The following is a 16,998-nucleotide window of genomic DNA, read 5'->3' as shown; positions in this document are numbered from 1 at the left end:
GGGTTTATCAAGAATGGTTGATCATATGAAACCATCGCTTAGACCAAAAAGTGATCAGGGGTTTTCACACAGTCTGAGCGAACAGCGGAAGTTCGCTTTTGTCATAACAACCGGGATGGAGGACTAACATTGGCATTTGATAATCAACCAAGAGCAGGTCAACTTAGGCATGTATACTTGCTTTGTACTAAGATGCTTATCCAACAAGTGTTTTAAGATATTGTCTCCGGATTAAGATGGATTTTTCAACATGACCAGGACAGAAAGACTTCTCGAATTACTACAGATACTAAGGGCGCAAAGATATCCGATTACTGCATCCACTTTGTCAGAAAGATTAGGAATAAGTGTACGCTCCCTTTACAGAGATATAAGAACACTACAGCAACAAGGCGTGTGCATTGAAGGATGCGCAGGAATTGGATATATAGTTAAGTCTGACTTTCTCTTACCACCGTTAAATCTTTCTCATGAAGAAATCAATGCTATTACACTTGGGTTAAATTGGGTATCTCATAATACGGATTATGCTTTCAAAAACACCGCAAGAAAGGCACTTGCAAAAATACATGCCGTTATTCCTGGTGAATTAAAAAACCTTATTGAGAGCCAATCCTATCTGACTGGTCCCTCGGAAAAGAATGAGACCTTCTTTGAAGATATCCGTGACGCCATTAAAAATAGAAAGAAAATTAAAATAAAGTATTGTAACAAGAAAGATGTTTTTTCTTCTCGAGTCATATGGCCCATTGCATTGGTATGTATGGAGTCATGCTGGCTTTTGGTTGCATGGTGTGAGATGAGAAATGATTTTCGTCATTTTAGAACTGACAAAATCGAAGAGATTGTGGAAATGGATTCCATGTATAGGGAAAACAGGACGGTTTTATTGAAAAAATGGAGAATAAAAGAGGGGATCTGCGAGGGAAAAGAGTACTGACAAAAACTGTCACAGCCAATTTGTATACTACCCCAGATGTAAGAGTCAATTCTACTTAACAGGGGGAGTTATGAATTTTCAGAATAAAGTAGCTGTTATAACAGGAAGTACCGCCGGTATAGGTGAGGCTGTCGCAGAACAATTACACAAACATGGCGCTAAGGTGGTCATAGTATCCCGCGCATCAGAGCAGGCTAAACAAAAAGCGAAACTATTATCTTCACAGGGGCAAGAAGCGATGGGGATCGGATGTGATGTGTCACAGCCCGAACAAGTACGGAAAATGATAGATGATATTATCAAATATTTCGGCAGGCTTGATTATGCTGTAAATAATGCAGGCATAACAGGCGAACACGGTAAAAACATAACAGAGCAGACAGTTGAAAACTGGGATAAGGTCATTGCCACCTCATTGAGCGGTGTTTTTTACTGTCTGAAATATGAAATAGATCAGATGATGAAGTTTGGTGGCTCTATCGTTAATTTATCTGCAGTAAATGGTCTGGTTGGCATTCCTGGATTGGCACCTTACACCGCGGCTAAGCATGGTATAATCGGTTTGACCCAAACCGCAGCGCTGGAGTATGCATGTCAAGGTATTCGAATTAATGCAGTTGCTCCGGGCTATGTCCATACCCCACGAATGAATGAGTTCCCTGAAAAAATCATACGCAGTTTCGTAAATAGCCACCCTATGAAAAGGATGGCAACAATGCAAGAAATAGCGGACTTCATATTGTTTTTGCTGTCAGACAACTCAGCGTTCTGTACCGGAGGAATTTATCCAATTGATGGTGGATATTTAGCTGAGTGAAATTTCCCTTAAGTCCTTTTAAACTGTAATAATTGCATCACCTGGGTGACAAGCTCAATGAGAACGATAAAATACCTATGGTTAGGAACATCCGCTTCTGGCACATAACGGCCAGAATTTGTGTGGGCTGGTCCGCTCTGAGCGAGAAAAAAACGTGATCCTGGCAGCTACGTGGGGCTTTGTTGAATAAATCAGATTTGAGGCGAGTTGCCCTGTAATAGCCCATCATTCAGGCAATACGCACGCTTTCCGGCATGCCCACTTTCGTCATTTTGTTCAGTGCACGTACCATGGCCAAAGCCTCTGCAACCTAGCCGTCGTCGTCCCGTAGCGTCAGCGAACCGCCGAACAACGGCTTTATCCTGTATATTGCCGTTTCGGCTATTGAGCAACGATTATAATCTGTCGTCCATTTCCACCGGGCAATGCTTCCGCTCAGTCGTTGATTCACCACTGCGCGGTTTCGGTCTGCATATTCACCTGACCAGTAACCCGCGCCTCTCTGGGGAGGGATAAGGGCACTGATTTCTTTGCGACGCTGTTCATCATGGCTTAAACGTGTATCGTCAGCCCCGTCTGCCACCGCAGACCTGATTTTCCGGCGTGTCTGTCGGATTAGGCAAGGGAAGGCTTCTGAATCGGTCACATTGTTCAGCGACAGGTCTGCACAGATGATTTCATGTGTTTTTGCATCAACGGCCAGATGCGCTATTTCGCCCCGAGTGGGGGTTTTTAAAGCTGACATCAACGGACTTCGCTCGTTTGCTAACACTGGTGTAATCCGGGCAGCGCAAAGGAATACCCATCAGAGCAAAAATGGAATCAATAAAGCCCTGTGCGGCCCGCAGGGTCACCCGGGAAACGCGCTTAACGACCAGAACGGTCGTGATGGCAAGGTCTGAATAACGCAAAGGTCTGCCTCGTGATGAAAGTGTTGCTGACCCGTACCATGCCTGAATGGCTTCATCATCCAGCCAGAAAGTGACGGAACCACGATGAATGAGGGCTTTATTGTAGGTCTTCCAGTTAGTGATTTTGTACTTCTGCGTTGCCACGGTACTGCTGCGTTATCAGAATGATGTGTGGTCTTATCCTGCCGTTTGGAAAAAGTTCGACTTATTCAACAAAGCCTGTTTATGCCCGTCAGGATATTAGATGAATTGATGTGTAACCTGGCCTCTGAATACCTTTCTGGCAGCATCTTCAGCGATATCAATGCCAGATTGTAGACTGGAAGAGGCCATGACTGTTATTTGTGTATTATTGGCAATTGCCATGTTTGCGTCTGCGTAGTCAATCATTAATATGTTGGCCATAGCGTCATACATTTCGAAAATGACTTTGTTTAGATCGGCTTTGACATCAATATGTCCGATAGCAAATACCTTATCCTTCATATTTTTCATTTCAACAGCAATGTATCCTTCAGGTGGCCTTCCCCACATACTCCGTAATTCGCTGAAGAGCACGGCAACCTTCCATTTCACATTTTCACTAGAGAACTCCACGGGCTGCACGACAATTGGTTTATCAAACTCCTCTAATTCACTACTATCAGAGTCAGCCCATGAATTCATATCTCGCGGATTATGCAACTTCAGACCTTTATTAACATCTTGAATATAATTTAGTTTATTAACAATATAAGATATTCTATTCCATGGCCCCTTATTCTCATGGAGCTGTTTATGTGCACCGCTGTAAACTTTATCTACATAATTCAATGGCATCCTTCTAAGCACTTCAGTCGGAGGAAACTGATGCAGCGTTGCAATCATGATATTCTCAATCATTTGACATCCTGCCTGAGCAACCATTGCCCAGTTTTCCATTCGACTCTCATTCGTCATCTGTAGTTTATCTACATTAACTAATGGTTCAGAAAAAAAGCTGGCGTTTGGTGTTTGTAGTTGGATTTTTACATCCTGATATAATCCCCCCTGGTAATAGAGAATAATCATACGCATAATATCACTCATCGCCACAAAGGATTTTTTCTCTATAAGAATATCCATTATGTGGATAAACACATCTATCCAATCTGGCCTGCCTTTCCACTCAAGCAGAGTTGCCCTGAAATCGACTTCTGAAATATCCAAATTTCCCAACTTCCGGGGGCGAGCAATCACTCCTCCAACGCTTTGGAAAAGTGAAGGTTCAACCTCAGCATTTTTCTGGTAAACCCATATCAGGTTTTTCCATCCGGCAGCACCACTTCCTTCGCGGGTTTTTAATCCTTCACGTAATTCTGTCTCTTCATCATATTCCCCTTGAACCCAAATACTATGAATATTTCTCTGTTCAGGACTCAACACCTCCTGGATTTCTTCAGGTGGTAACCTGGATTCAAATGATTGAACAAATTTATTAATTTCAGCACCGTAACCATCAACATTATAATCAGTGTTTTTCAAAACCTTCAAACATGTTCTTGCTATTCCATTGTAACTTTGATCTTTAAAGGGCAACATTGATTCAACTGCATTCAAAAAATTAATAGCTTCCAACAACTCTTTTGGCATATCCTCCTTAGTCTTCAGAACTCTTTGAATAGGAATTAAGTTCACTTGTGGAAAACGACTCATTAATAGGAATGGAGTGATTTGAGAGTGAATATTATTTGCCAATTCATTCAGTTTTCTTTGTGCAGTAGTCTCAGGTCTATTATCCACAAACCCTGAGCGATGCGTTCTGCCACTTTCCTTCGGAGTAACAGAGTCAACAACTGACTGACTCTTATTCTCTTTAAACTTACCAATCTGTGAATACATATTTCATACCTTTTTACATTCCCGTGAAGTTTCATAAAACTCGCATAACAATTTAACTGAATGAAATTTTAAATTTATTTAAAGCATTGCCATGAGTTTGTATTTTGGAAAATACGAAAAAATCAGATATGTAATTATCTAGTAATAGCTCAGGTGCGAAAAGTGTCAAGGTTGGGGTCAGCTTGGATATCAAAAATTATTGTACGTTAAGGTGATTTTTTATACACCTGGTCTGCGGTAAGGGGACTTGACCACGTTGACAGGCAGCTATGAGCGAAGAACAGACTTCCCATAACTTTATCAGTCAACCTGGCGAGCATTCCATTCGTCACGGGTAATTTCCCAGAGTTCAGAATCCAGCAGACCGCTGACATACTCTTTCTTTTCAGTCCTGATTAGCCGCATGCCACTGCTGTCTGAAATACGTTTTGAACGGCTATTGAGAGCCGCTTTAGGTGCACGCAACACGGTCTTATTTAACGAATTAAACCAGTAATCCGTAGCTGCAATACTGGCCTCACGCATAAAGCCCTGGCCCTGATGCTCCGGAGCTAACCAAAAGCCTCGGTTATTATCTTCAACGTCATACAGGCAGATTAAACCCATCAGTTCGTCAGGCATTTCACGGTGCCTGATAGTCCAGAACCAGGCTATTCCATTTGCCATATCAGGCATGGCAACGTTATTAACGTAATTCTCGGCACCGTTATCAGGATAAGGCCATGGTACTGAAGAGACCAGGTAGCGAACTACCTCCCAACGTGGGAAAATCATCTGAATTTGTGAGGTATCTTCGGGGGATAATGGCTTTAAAAGCAAGCGTTCCGTATAGAGTATGGGTATTGGCATCGGTACATTTCCTTCATGAGCTTGATATCTATTTCGGTTGAACCCGTTCAATAACTACCTCAATTTATCTGGATGCACAGAAAACATCCATACAATTGAAGGCGCAGTGAGCAAATGGTCAAGATTCGCTACTGGCACAGTATGAACCATCTGACTGCTCTAAAGGTCCGCTGAGAGCGAGAAAATTAAGTTATAACATAGCCCGCGATCATACCCGACACAAAACCCAATGCCATATTGTGTAACTTCCTTGATATATACAGCGTTACTCCTGGCGGGCCAGAATCGATGAATTAATTATTTCAAAGCCACATCGGAATAACAGAAATAGCGAGTAACAGCCCCAGTATGGCGTTAAGAACATGCCATTGCCCGTCTGTTTGTAATAAACGGGCAGCAACAGACCGGCAATGCACCACAGGGAGAGAGATAACATCGCGGCAATGCTAAATGAACCGCCAAGAGTAAATAGCCGACAGTCTCAGGAGCCCACTGGTCGGCTATAAGCGAGCAGAGGACTGTTCATGCATGAACATGAAGACTGAGCGTTTCCTTATATCAAACAGAATATTTTGGTTGAGCAATGGATAAAAACCCGCAGCCACAGTGGGCTTCAGGGTTGTTCATTCTGCATAGCAAATGTCGCTAAACGCTGGTGATCCAACCGGAAGTATTGTTTTTCTTCTATCAAGGACGCTCCGAGTGATAAGTAAAATTCGGCTGCTTTGGGGTTGGTGGTTTCAGCCGTCCAGTCGAATCTTGTGCAGCCATGTTCTATGGCAAAAGCAGCAATAAATCGCATAAGTGATTTACCTACTCCCTGGCCTCTCACTGCTGCTGATGTGAAAAGATCTTTCATATACGCTTGCCCGGAGCACTTGGGTGCCGGGAACATCAAAGTGAATGTAGCAAATCCGACGAGTACCCCATTTTTCCATGCTCCCAGTACAGTCACCCCTGAATAAGCAGAGAAAACTCTGTGAGTCAGATAAGAGAGCATTTCGTCATAGCTGGCAGCCTCATTCCCGAAGTAATACGATTCCATTTCGACAAAAACCCTTGCCAGCTCCGGAATATCAGACACATCACAGACTTCAATTTTCATACGCTTTCTTTATTTTTGCCTGGTCGGTAACCTACTCTAACTTAGAGTTTCAGCGTTTGATACAAAGTTGACTATCGTCATATCAAAAAGCCCCTGAATGCCTGGTCAGTTACAAGGAGCGGTCACTTAACCTGGGTATTTTCCCCAATATCTTACGGATATGTAGGCACAAAACGGCACATGCCTGATTGGTAATCTGCCATGCTTACCACAGTTACCAGAATGTGAGTATCAGGCAGGCAAGTAACAGATGAAATCAGTGAAAAATATTCAGATTGAGCAGCTTATTTGAATCCGGGTTCAATATGGGAGCATTCAGCACAATGATTACTTTATGCAAGGCTTGCGGTACTTCGTATGAGTTTCTCGACGCCCCGTCGGAATGTTGTAGAATCTGTGCTGATGAGCGCCAGTATGTGCCTGTAGTTGGTCAGCAATGGATTGAATGGCCAACCCTGATTGCCACACATACAAATAAGTGGAAGCAGTTTCAAGACAATATATTTAGCATTACAACTGTTCCTGAATTTGCAATTAATCAGCGCGCATTCATCCTAAAAACGGCTAATGGTAATATTCTCTGGGATTGTCTGGCCGTACTGGATGATGCCACAAAAATGCTTATATCTTCATTGGGTGGATTGAAAGCCATCGCTATATCACATCCGCATTTCTACACCTCAATGCAGGAATGGGCTGCAGAGTTTAACGCTCCAGTTTATCTTCACTCCAGTGACCGGCAGTGGGTAATGCGCAGCAGCCAGTACATTACTTTCTGGGATGGAGATTCACTACAATTAGCTCCTGATGTTCGTTTGATTCATCTTGGTGGGCATTTCTCTGGCGGTAGTGTTCTCCACTGGGATCAGGGAGACGGGATCCTGTTTTCAGGGGATATTGTTCAGGTAACACCAGGGAGAAAGAACGTATCGTTCATGTGGAGCTACCCTAACCTCTTGCCATTACCTGCAGAAACGGTCAGAGGCATCATGAACCGCCTGAGCATTGTTAAATACTCACAGATATATGGTGCATTTGAAGGGCGAGAAATAACCGAACATGCAGATGATATTGTCCAATTTTCTGGACATAAATATATTGATTGTCTGAAGTAACCGATGCTGACCGCGATTTGAGTTTTCTTCACAAACTCAATTCAGGATTTTCTTTTTCCGCAATCCAGTCCACCAGTTCTGCAAACTGGGTGTCGGAAAAAACGGCGATACCCTGCTCAGTGAGTAATGCTGCCGCAACGCCCATGCCAGGCTGGCGTTGCCCACGAAAACAGCCGTCATAAATAAACTGGCTGCCGCATGTTGGGCTGCCGTCTGTTAATAACGCAGCGGTGCAACCAGACTCCTGTGCAGCCCGCAAGGCCAGCCAGGCTGAAAGTTGATAATGCGCAGTCACATCCTTCCCGGTTTTTTCAATGATCCTGCCCTGCCCGTGCATTACACCGGTGCCGCCGCCAGCCGAGAGAATTTCTGCCGGTGAGCGAGGTACAGGCAACCCTGCAGACAATTCAGGGCAGTGAATAACCAGGCGTTGCTCCTGTTGCCAGAGAGCAAGTTGCTCTGCCATCTGTGCTTTCTCACTTGCGTTATAACGAACTTTAAAGCCCATCAGGCAGGCACTTACCAGAATTTTATTTTTCATCATTTCCCAGCATTGCGGTGGCAGAACAGAGTCAGTGTAACGCTTCAGCAGGCTACATTCCCCTGGATTATAGAATACCGTGCAAGGCAAAACAGATCCGGCCCCGCCAGTAAACGGCAAAATAAAGCGCTGCTACGCCCACCCCACAATCACAATTAACAGAGTGCTTATTTTCGATTATGCACAATATCCCGTTCTTAAATAGCCAACTACTGTGGCAATATCTTTTGGTAATCATTGAATTAAGGATACGTGATGCCTGGAATAACCCTTACATTATCTGGTGAAAAGAACCCACAGTTAACCAAAGCCTGTGTTGTTTTAGCCACCCAAATCACATGCGATATATTAAAGAAAAATAGCTTTGAGACTATGGTAATAGTCAGGCATGTTGCTGATGACGACTGGTTTATCGACGGCAAAAGCCTGGCTGAATGGGGAAAAAACTCGTTCAGACTTGAAGTCACAGTGGTAGATGAAACCTGTAGCAAAGACCAGAAAGCCGCATACCAAAAAGCAATCTACAACGCAATGGAACAGGCGATGGGTAACTTACACCCACAATCCAACGTACATGTTATTGATTGCAAAGCGGCGTCCTATGGGTACACCGGCATCACACAAGAATACAGGTACCAGCACAAAGACGAGTTTTACTGAAAACCGGTATAACCCGATGCCTGCCGCTATTACAGTGCCAGTACACGGAAGCATTGATAACCGGGACCATTCCAGCCAGCCCCGGCATTATCCCCCAGGAGGTGTGCCGGGTCACTTTGCGGTGGTGCATGAATAAGATGGCTCAGATAAGTGGTGCCAGAAAGAGAAGTGGTAGCCAGAAGCCACGCAGGCGGTTTGGTAGCTTAGTCCGTGCCCATAACGTTAACCGTTCTTTTTAGCAGCACCCTGACGACGTTCTTTTTTCTCTTTATACATCGCGGTATCAGCAAGTTTTACAGCATTGTCCACAGAACATGTTTCAGGATAGATACAAACCACACCCGCACTTGCGCCCTCATACCATAAACACAAATTGCCAAAGGTATACTGCCCGCGCAATGTGGTATGGATCCTGTCTTTTATAGTGCAGAGCGCCATTTTTTGGTCGCTTCTTTTTTCCGGCCCCAGGCAGGCAAGCAAAAACTCATCGCCGCCTATCCGGCCAACAATATCTTCTTCGCGCACAATATGTTGCAACCGCTGCCCAATATCTTGCAGTAGTGCGTCCCCAATATCATGGCCCAGTTCATCGTTCACTTTTTTGAATTCATCGAGATCGATATAACTAATCAGTACCGCGCGATTGATACGCTTTGCCAGTGAAAACAAGGCAGGCAACCGGTCGAATATTGCCCGCCGGTTCGGCAATTGAGTCAGTGGATCTGTGTAGGAGTGTAATGCCAGTTGGTAATTATCTTCTTTAAGCTGTTCGATAACCAACAGTTCTTCGGCGTAACGGGCAATGATTTTTGCCAGTGAGACAAGGCGCGTTACCGTTGCCTGGCAATCTTCTTTTTGCTGCTTGCTGACTGTGTTAACCGAGCCATAGAGCGTGCCATCCCGCAATATAATGGGCACGCTCAGGTGCGTACACATTCCCGCAGCTTCCAGCTCTGGAAACTGGCCGTAAAACCCGGCCAACGCTTTCAGGCAGTAAATACCTTCTCGCAGAGTCTGCCCGGACAAGACTTGCTGCCAGGCCGTGTGTTTTTCACCGGAAATAATATGGTAACGGGACAATTGCGCTGTGCCTGGCGCGGTAACAGGGGAGCATTCACGGTCCAGCACCATCACCCAGGGTGAATACAACCCGGAGTCAGTGCTACAAAACTGCATCAGTTCTTTGATAAAACTGCTATCAGCATGAAGTAAGGTCACACTACCACTCGTGAAGTCGTTCATTTTCACTCCAGGGCAATGGTTATTTTTATTATTTGAATCAGCGCCTTTAATGAACTGCGATAGAAACCAACACCAATGTAATTAACTCAGAATACCATTACAATTAATAAACGTAATCTATCAACTGCAATTTTGAATCCTGCTCACACTTTCTTTTTTATCGGCACATAACTGCATCTTTTCAGTGTACCCGTTGCCATTTCAGCCCGGCGCACTAAGATATCAACAGAGTTGATTAATTTTACAGAATTGATAGATATGAAAGATATTAAAGCGCTGGATTTCAATCTGCTTAAGGCCCTGGACGCATTGCTGGACGAACGCCATGTCACCAGAGCGGCCAGCAAGCTGGGGGTTACCCAACCCGCCATGAGTGCCATGCTGACACGCCTGCGGGCAACGTTCGACGACCCGCTGTTTGTCCGTTCCCAGCGCGGTATTGTGCCCACCCAACGGGCACTGGACCTGGCTATGCCGCTCAAGCAAATCATGAGTGAACTTGGCGCATTATTACAGCCTCCCATTTTCGACCCTGCCACCGCACACCAAGCCTTTTCTATTGCCGCGACAGATTATGCGCTGCGGGCTGTTGCAGTGCCTTTTCTTCAGGCATTAAAGCGCCAGGCACCATTTATTCAGGTGTCTCTGGTGCCGGTTGATGACGCTTTGCTGCCAGTACAACTCGAGCAAGGGGAAATTGACCTGGCGCTGGTGACACCTGAAGCGGCCTTGCCCAACCTGCACGCACGGAATCTGTTTCAGGAACATTATGTTTGCGTAGTTAGGGAAGGCCACCCGGTGCTCGCGAAAGGAAATACGCTGGCACTGGAAGACTTCTGTGCTCTGGAGAGTGCTCTGGTGTCTTATGCCGGAGGCCAGTTTAGTGGGGTAACAGACGACGCACTGAAAGCATTGGGGAAACAGCGCAACGTCACGTTATCTGTTAAAAGCTTTTTGATTCTGCCAGAGATCCTGCGCGCCAGCGATATGGTGGCAATTCTCCCCCATCGCCTGGTTAATGGTGTGCCTGGCCTGGTGGTAATGGAACCGCCACTTGCCGTACCGGGTTTTACCAAAACCGCTGTCTGGCATGAGCGCACCCACCGCGACAGCGCACAGCGCTGGTTGCGTGAGCTGTTATTCACCACCTGCAGTGAAAGCAAACCACTGGCAATAGCTGGATAGTAAACAGGCGATACCCGCGAACAGGGTGATGAATGCTTTGAGGCTGAAAAAAGCCGGTAACCCGGCCAAACCTTGAGCCCATTAATCAACCAGGTTCTGTTTGGTGGTAACCAACTCTCTTGCCGGTTTTCTGCCAACACCGCTTACAGATAAAAAATGCCAGGAAACAAGATGACAGCAATCACAATTAAACCTGCAAGACCTGAACATATAGCTGCATTAAGAGCCATTGAACTCGCTGCATTTGAGACACTACGCCGCACCGGTGCTGTAAATGGCTCCCCTGTCGCAACCAGCGAGGAAGATTTTGACCAGTTACGCCTTAAAGGTGTGCTACTTGCCGCCTTCCGGCCTGGTGGTGTTCCGGTAGGTTTTGTAGGTGCAATTGTCACAAAACACTGGCTGCATATTGCCGAGATGGACGTCCACCCAGACTGGCAACAGCAAGGTACAGGCCGCAGGCTCCTCAACGCAATGTTGGCGGAAGGTAAAATGCGCGGTTTACAGGGAGCGACTTTGACCACAGACCGCTTCGCTCCGTTTAACGCTACTTTTTATGCTTCACTGGGTTTTACACCAGTTGAAGGCGATGCCTTGTCACCACGGTTGCAAACCTTACTTATGGAAGAAACCCATGCCGGGCTGGACCCCAAACGCCGTATTGCCATGCAACTGGTGTACAACCCGGCCACTTAAAAGCAAAATACCCGGCACAGCCACGCCTGATACCCGGCCGCACACAAAAAAGCCAGGTGCGGAACGCACACCTGGCTTAACCTGCTACTTCATATTCAGAACGGGTTCTCTGTTCCCCCGTTTACAACCCACAAGCCGGAAGCGTTTCCCAGCGCGGCGCTTTCAGGTTGCCCGCAAAATGCCACACTAACTCGGCCAGTAACCCGGCCAGGGATTTACCGGTTTAAGGTGGTAACCCCTGCAAAGTAAGCACCTGAGTCAGCGCAAGGCAGTAGTCACACAACAACTCCGGGCCAGGCTCGAAAACCGGGGCATCGGGCAGGACATCTACCACAAACTGCTCAAGAAGATGCGGGGGAATCGGGTCATCCAGGGTTGGGCGCAACAGCGCAAGTGCTGCATTCAGCCGGGCAAGCAACGCCATTTTCAATGCAGGATCATCGCTTTCCAGCATGGTCTGAGCAAAATGCTCGCAGTAAGTGGCCAGTTCGGTGAAATCAGTTGCAGCACTGAACGGAACAGACAGCAAATGGCTGCCAGGAGTGAGGATTGTTGCCACAGGGCACCTCCAACAAGATAGATATTTCCCCGCCACCGGAGAGGCTAATCTCACGGGTGGCGGAACCGGACAGGGTTAGCCTTACCGGCCTTGTTGGACACCGGCGCGCCTTGCGGCGCCCCCGCCCGGCCCGCCATTGAGGCGTAACCGTGCGCGCAACATAGTAATTTATAACTATGTAGCCAACAAGAGTGGTGCAGGAGGCTAATCCTGGCACCTGAATTTGCAGGTGCGGAAAAAGCGTACCGGGAATGGAGACAGGCAGCAAGCTCAGGACTGGAACCGGGCCCGCAAATTTAATAAAAACAAGCGAATAAACAGGCAAAGAACCTGCTGCAATACTTCACCAGCCTGCGTTATAACTGCACCCTGCTCTGTATCCACTCGCGCAACGCAACAACCTCCGCCCGGAATGCCATCTCTACCAAAGCCACCAGGTAATAATTTGCCCCGGGTAAAGAACCGGCGTAAGGCGCAACCAGCATTCCCCTGTTGATTAAATCCCCCACCAGCAATTCACTGGCAATGACCGCGCCATGCCCTGCCACCGCGGCCTGTAATGCATGGGTTTCATCGCTGAAATGCAGGCCTCTGGACAAATTCAGTCCTTCCGGCCCGTAGCGTTGTTTCCAGTGTTGCCAGTCCGGTGATTCTTGAGGGGTATGGCGGTTATCTACGTGTAAAAGTGTCGTTCTGTTTAAATCAGCAGGCTTGTGCAAATTCAGCGCCGGGCTGGCGACAACAATAAAACGGTCCTCGCAAAGCAGTGTGCTGTGTAAATCATGTTCCGCGCTTTCCCGGTAACGGATGGCGACATCAACGGTTCGTTGTTTCAGGTCAACAGGTTCCACACTGGTATGTAAATGCACATCAATTTGCGGGCACCGGGCTTTAAAATCAGCCAGGCGTGGGAGCAACCAGTTGGTTAAGAAGTTGGAAGTCGTCGTCACAATCAAAGCGGGTGACTGTGTGAGCCGGTCTATTTTTTTTACTGCATCCCCAAGAGAAGAAAAAGCATTCTGCGTTGCGGCATAGAGTAACTGCCCGGCCTCCGTGAGCCTGACTTCTTGCGCACTGCGTTCAAACACCCGGCACTCCAGCACAGATTCCAGCAGGCGAATCTGGTGGCTTACCGCAGTGGCGCTCACACTAAGCTCTGCGGCTGCCCGCTTAAAGCTCAGGCAGTTGGCCACCGCATCAAATGCGCGCAGGGTACCCAGCGGTGGTAATCGCGATGTTTTCATGATGAGTTATTTTCATCCATGGGTGAAAAGTATGACTTTGAATACTCCATTATATAAGCGATACGCTTAATGCATAACCTGATTAAGATGAATTTTTCTTCTCTACGAATGCATACTGCGAGGCGTATTGTGACAATGACAGCGTTACCTGTTTCCCCATCCGTTGCCGAAAATACACGGTTCACTGCCACAGCACTGTTGTACAGCGGGCTGGCTGCCCAGATAGCGCTTCTCCTGATGCTTTCAGTTCAGGAAAGTATCACAGATGCCATCACGCTGGTCTTACTGCTGGTGATTGCGTTTACTGGTGGTTATTTAGGGTCGCGCTGGCCTGTATTCCGGCAACAAAACTGGCTGAACCGTCTGTATTATGGGTTCCTGGTAAGCGCCGCCGGTATGTTATTTTTGGTGATGGCGTTGCAAGGGGCATATAACTGGTTCCCGCTGGTGCCCGGCGTGGCCATTTCCGGGCTGGGGCAAGGTATTGTTGCTATGGCGGCTGCAAATACAAACCGCAGTCACCCTGTCACAATGCGGCCACTTTCCAGAACTTTATGGAAGGTGGCAGGCGCACTGCTGTCCATAGTGGTTTGCCTGCATATTCAGGGGCAATTTAGCGGAATAACCGGGTTTCCGTATGCCTTTGCGCTGTTGCTTGACCTGGCATTATTAGGCGCACTGTATGTAAGGATCACCAGGGCAGAACAGGGCGCTTAAACAGCTTGCCAGGCAGAGCTTTCGTACCACACATTGAATATTCTGCCCGGCTGAGTATGGTTTCTCTCAACCCGGTATAAACAAAACAAGCCTGAATCGTTAACTGGCAGGGTTGTGGTTTATCCACCGGGAAATGAGCTTATGTGAGTAAGAAAAGGACATTTATGACAGAGTTATCCACCCTGCCCGATGAAAACACAAAACGCTTTATTGCAGTATTAAATAAAAAGGTTGAAATGGGCCGTTTATATAACGCGCTCGGCCATATGACGGCGGGGCTTGTCGCGCATATCAATAACCCGGAAAGCTTGTGCTTCTTGCAATATAAAGACAAAGATGGTGGCATTCACCCTGCCATTTCTCACTTTCCTTTTATTGTCCTTAAAGCAGACAACTCCAATAAAATCAGGAAAGTTCGCGCAGAACTGCTTCAGCGTGATATCCCGTTTACTGATTTTACAGACACAATGATCGTTGGCTCTTCGGCAGCACAGTTACACGCCACATCAGAAACACCAGAACAAGCGCTGGAGTATTTCGGGGTCTGCATGTTTGGCGACACCGATATACTTAAAGAATTTACCGGGAAATTCAGTTTATTTAAGTAAGTGTTTTCACCCAAATGTGCATGTCCTTTTCCGGCTCACGAGGGTGATTAATGCAGTGCAGGTGGTTCCTTTGAAAATTGAACACGCGCAAGAGCAAGATTTCAGGCAAGTGCTGTCGGTTATTAATACAACCATCAACACCATTTACCCCAAGTATTATCCGGCGGGCGTTGTACGTTTTTTTCTCGAACACCACGCGCCAGAAAAAGTACAACAATCAATTAAAAACAGAGAGATATATATTCTTTCCAGCAATGGCATTGTCGTTGGAACGGGAAGTATCTCAGGAAATGAAATCGGCCGGTTGTTTGTTCTGCCGCAATACCAACGGCAAGGGTACGGGAAACTGCTGATGGATTTTCTGGAAAGAACTGTGCTGGAGCGATATGGTTCAGTAACACTGGATGCCTCCTTACCAGCAATACGCTTCTATATGCAGCGAGGCTACAGGCTCATCTCTTTTGAATCGGCTACAACCGCCAGTCAGGATATTCTCTGTTATCCAGTAATGTCATTGCACCGATGAATACACCAGGTATCAACTTCTGGTTCATCCAGGTTAGCAAACAACGCTTCCCTGGCCTGCGAGTAGCAGCATGCCCACACTCAGGTGGGCACACTGTGAAACCGCTAATCAGTCATTAATCACTTTGGTTGCCGGTAACCGGGATCCTGCCCACAGGCTGAACAGCGCATACAAACCACAGGCACAGACAAAGGTGACCGGAGCTGAAAATGCCGCCACAGATGGTGTGGCGTGCATTAATGCGATACCAATCGCAACGCTGATAAACCAGGCGCCAAGGCCCGTCAGGTTGATGGCGCTATTTTCGCGTTCTGCCTGTACATTGCGGGCAATGCCGGCAAGGGCAACACCCACCCAGGCCACCACAAATACCCCCTGGTACGCCAGTGCCTGCAACAACCAGGCGAACACATCTGCCAGCATCAGAATATAGACCACCACGCCCACCACACAGGCCCACACCACTTTGGGGAGTTTCACCTTAAACAGGCTGTGGAAAAACACCTGCATATTCACCGTTGCCAGGTAATAGTTCGCGGTATTAATCCGGGTTTGGGTTACCCAAACAAACCCCAGCCCGGCCAGCCCCAGCAGGTTGAGAATTGCCACTACAACCGAAGTTTCATTTAATGCTGTACCGGCAGCAAACGTGCTGGTGAGGTAGATCCCCGCCATACCATTGAGCAAGAAAGTCACCAGGTAAAACGGCATCCCAAAATTGAAACGGGCGTGGTACTGGCTGTCTTCCTCTTTACCAAAACGCGCGTAGTCAAAGGTGTACATCATCAAAACCCAGACACCCATATAAGACGTGAAACAGTTCCACCAGCCCCAGGGCGATGGCGTGGCAGGCCCTAGTTGTAGCCAGTTTGCCTGGTAACCGTGTAACGCCACCGACATCACAATCGTTGCCAGTAAACCCAACAAATAGAACGGCAGCAGCACGCCATTAAATTTATCCAACCAGTGCTGCACACTGCCAAAAATCAGCGGCACACTGTAAACCACCACCAGCGCAGCAGCAGCCCAGTACACCAGCCCCGGGTACAGGTGGTTCAGCGCAAACGCAATCACCGAGCCTTCAAACACGGCATAGTAAATGGCCGTGGAGAAAAATATCAGTGTGGCCAGCGACGCGCCTAACTGGCCAAACAGGCGGCGCGAAAACTGAGCAACAGATAACCCACTGCGAATGGCAAAACGGCTGATAACGCCGTTAATCAGGCCATAAGTGATAACCGAAAGCACCATGCCAATAATGGCGTTAACCGCGCCATAGGCCATCGCCAGCGATGCACCCACCACAATGTAAAACACTGCACTACACACCGCCCACCATGCCATGGTGAGTGACAATTTGCCCATCTGTGCCGGTTCTGCCGAATTTTGCACAGCACGGGATTGTGGAGCTGAAGCCATAGCA

Annotated in this window: 16 protein-coding genes and 2 pseudogenes; 9 read left to right on the top strand and 9 right to left on the bottom strand. The window is 47.2% G+C overall.

Annotated features, from left to right (window positions below; genetic code table 11):
• Nucleotides 1-250 precede the first annotated feature (250 nt).
• The gene (locus tag DES37_RS04115; protein WP_110024945.1) at nt 251-940 is read left to right on the top strand and encodes a helix-turn-helix transcriptional regulator; all 690 of its coding nucleotides are present in this window, start codon (nt 251-253) and stop codon (nt 938-940) included.
• A 70-nt stretch (nt 941-1,010) separates the two neighbouring features.
• Complete coding sequence (locus DES37_RS04110; RefSeq protein WP_110024944.1) at nt 1,011-1,757, top strand: SDR family NAD(P)-dependent oxidoreductase; 747 nt, start codon at nt 1,011-1,013, stop codon at nt 1,755-1,757.
• Between the two features lie 229 nt (nt 1,758-1,986).
• Here DES37_RS04110 and DES37_RS04105 read toward each other — a convergent pair.
• The 4 genes and pseudogenes from DES37_RS04105 to DES37_RS04090 form a co-directional block, all read right to left on the bottom strand.
• Nucleotides 1,987-2,877, bottom strand: a pseudogene (locus DES37_RS04105) (transposase).
• 31 nt (nt 2,878-2,908) lie between these two features.
• Complete coding sequence (locus tag DES37_RS04100; protein ID WP_110024943.1) at nt 2,909-4,528, bottom strand: glycosyltransferase family 32 protein; 1,620 nt, start codon at nt 4,526-4,528, stop codon at nt 2,909-2,911.
• 300 nt (nt 4,529-4,828) lie between these two features.
• On the bottom strand, nt 4,829-5,377 hold the full coding sequence (locus tag DES37_RS04095; RefSeq protein WP_110024942.1) for a GNAT family N-acetyltransferase: 549 nt from the start codon (nt 5,375-5,377) through the stop codon (nt 4,829-4,831).
• 613 nt (nt 5,378-5,990) lie between these two features.
• A complete protein-coding gene (locus DES37_RS04090; protein WP_110024941.1) occupies nt 5,991-6,482 on the bottom strand; it encodes a GNAT family N-acetyltransferase in 492 nt (163 codons plus the stop codon).
• Between the two features lie 323 nt (nt 6,483-6,805).
• On the opposite strand from DES37_RS04090, the gene DES37_RS04085 reads away from it, so the two are divergent.
• Complete coding sequence (locus tag DES37_RS04085) at nt 6,806-7,597, top strand: MBL fold metallo-hydrolase (protein ID WP_110025061.1); 792 nt, start codon at nt 6,806-6,808, stop codon at nt 7,595-7,597.
• Between the two features lie 28 nt (nt 7,598-7,625).
• On the opposite strand, the gene DES37_RS04080 is transcribed toward DES37_RS04085, so the two are convergent.
• Nucleotides 7,626-8,138 (bottom strand): 2-thiouracil desulfurase family protein, encoded by a 513-nt coding sequence (locus tag DES37_RS04080; RefSeq protein ID WP_110024940.1) that lies wholly within the window; start codon nt 8,136-8,138, stop codon nt 7,626-7,628.
• Between the two features lie 255 nt (nt 8,139-8,393).
• On the opposite strand from DES37_RS04080, the gene DES37_RS04075 reads away from it, so the two are divergent.
• A complete protein-coding gene (locus tag DES37_RS04075; protein WP_110024939.1) occupies nt 8,394-8,798 on the top strand; it encodes a tautomerase family protein in 405 nt (134 codons plus the stop codon).
• Nucleotides 8,799-9,020: 222 nt separating this feature from the next.
• Here DES37_RS04075 and DES37_RS04070 read toward each other — a convergent pair whose 3' ends face one another.
• The gene (locus DES37_RS04070; protein ID WP_110024938.1) at nt 9,021-10,040 is read right to left on the bottom strand and encodes a GGDEF domain-containing protein; all 1,020 of its coding nucleotides are present in this window, start codon (nt 10,038-10,040) and stop codon (nt 9,021-9,023) included.
• A 258-nt stretch (nt 10,041-10,298) separates the two neighbouring features.
• Between DES37_RS04070 and DES37_RS04065 the strand changes: the two genes are divergently transcribed.
• Together DES37_RS04065 and DES37_RS04060 are read left to right on the top strand one after the other, a co-directional pair.
• Nucleotides 10,299-11,225, top strand: a complete 927-nt coding sequence (locus tag DES37_RS04065; RefSeq protein ID WP_110024937.1) for a LysR family transcriptional regulator — start codon at nt 10,299-10,301, stop codon at nt 11,223-11,225.
• A 171-nt stretch (nt 11,226-11,396) separates the two neighbouring features.
• Complete coding sequence (locus tag DES37_RS04060; RefSeq protein ID WP_110024936.1) at nt 11,397-11,921, top strand: GNAT family N-acetyltransferase; 525 nt, start codon at nt 11,397-11,399, stop codon at nt 11,919-11,921.
• Between the two features lie 121 nt (nt 11,922-12,042).
• Here the strand turns inward: DES37_RS04060 and DES37_RS04055 are convergent.
• A pseudogene (locus tag DES37_RS04055) lies at nt 12,043-12,480 on the bottom strand (hypothetical protein).
• A gap of 356 nt (nt 12,481-12,836) precedes the next feature.
• Complete coding sequence (locus DES37_RS04050; RefSeq protein ID WP_110024935.1) at nt 12,837-13,724, bottom strand: LysR substrate-binding domain-containing protein; 888 nt, start codon at nt 13,722-13,724, stop codon at nt 12,837-12,839.
• A gap of 135 nt (nt 13,725-13,859) precedes the next feature.
• On the opposite strand from DES37_RS04050, the gene DES37_RS04045 reads away from it, so the two are divergent.
• The 3 genes from DES37_RS04045 to DES37_RS04035 all read left to right on the top strand — a co-directional run bounded on the left by DES37_RS04045 (nt 13,860) and on the right by DES37_RS04035 (nt 15,575).
• Nucleotides 13,860-14,441, top strand: a complete 582-nt coding sequence (locus DES37_RS04045) for a hypothetical protein (protein WP_110024934.1) — start codon at nt 13,860-13,862, stop codon at nt 14,439-14,441.
• A 164-nt stretch (nt 14,442-14,605) separates the two neighbouring features.
• Nucleotides 14,606-15,049 (top strand): DUF2000 domain-containing protein, encoded by a 444-nt coding sequence (locus DES37_RS04040; protein WP_110024933.1) that lies wholly within the window; start codon nt 14,606-14,608, stop codon nt 15,047-15,049.
• 70 nt (nt 15,050-15,119) lie between these two features.
• Nucleotides 15,120-15,575: a GNAT family N-acetyltransferase gene (locus DES37_RS04035; protein ID WP_036112656.1), complete on the top strand. Its 456-nt coding sequence runs from the start codon at nt 15,120-15,122 to the stop codon at nt 15,573-15,575.
• Between the two features lie 108 nt (nt 15,576-15,683).
• Here the strand turns inward: DES37_RS04035 and DES37_RS04030 are convergent, their stop codons facing one another.
• The gene (locus tag DES37_RS04030) at nt 15,684-16,994 is read right to left on the bottom strand and encodes a purine-cytosine permease family protein (RefSeq protein ID WP_110024931.1); all 1,311 of its coding nucleotides are present in this window, start codon (nt 16,992-16,994) and stop codon (nt 15,684-15,686) included.
• Between the last annotated feature and the right edge of the window lie 4 nt (nt 16,995-16,998).

The sequence above is a fragment of the Mangrovibacter plantisponsor genome, assembly GCF_003182475.1.
GTDB classification, from domain to species: domain Bacteria; phylum Pseudomonadota; class Gammaproteobacteria; order Enterobacterales; family Enterobacteriaceae; genus Mangrovibacter; species Mangrovibacter plantisponsor.
Note: the sequence above shows the minus strand (reverse complement) of the source record. Positions and strands in the feature narration are given on the sequence as shown.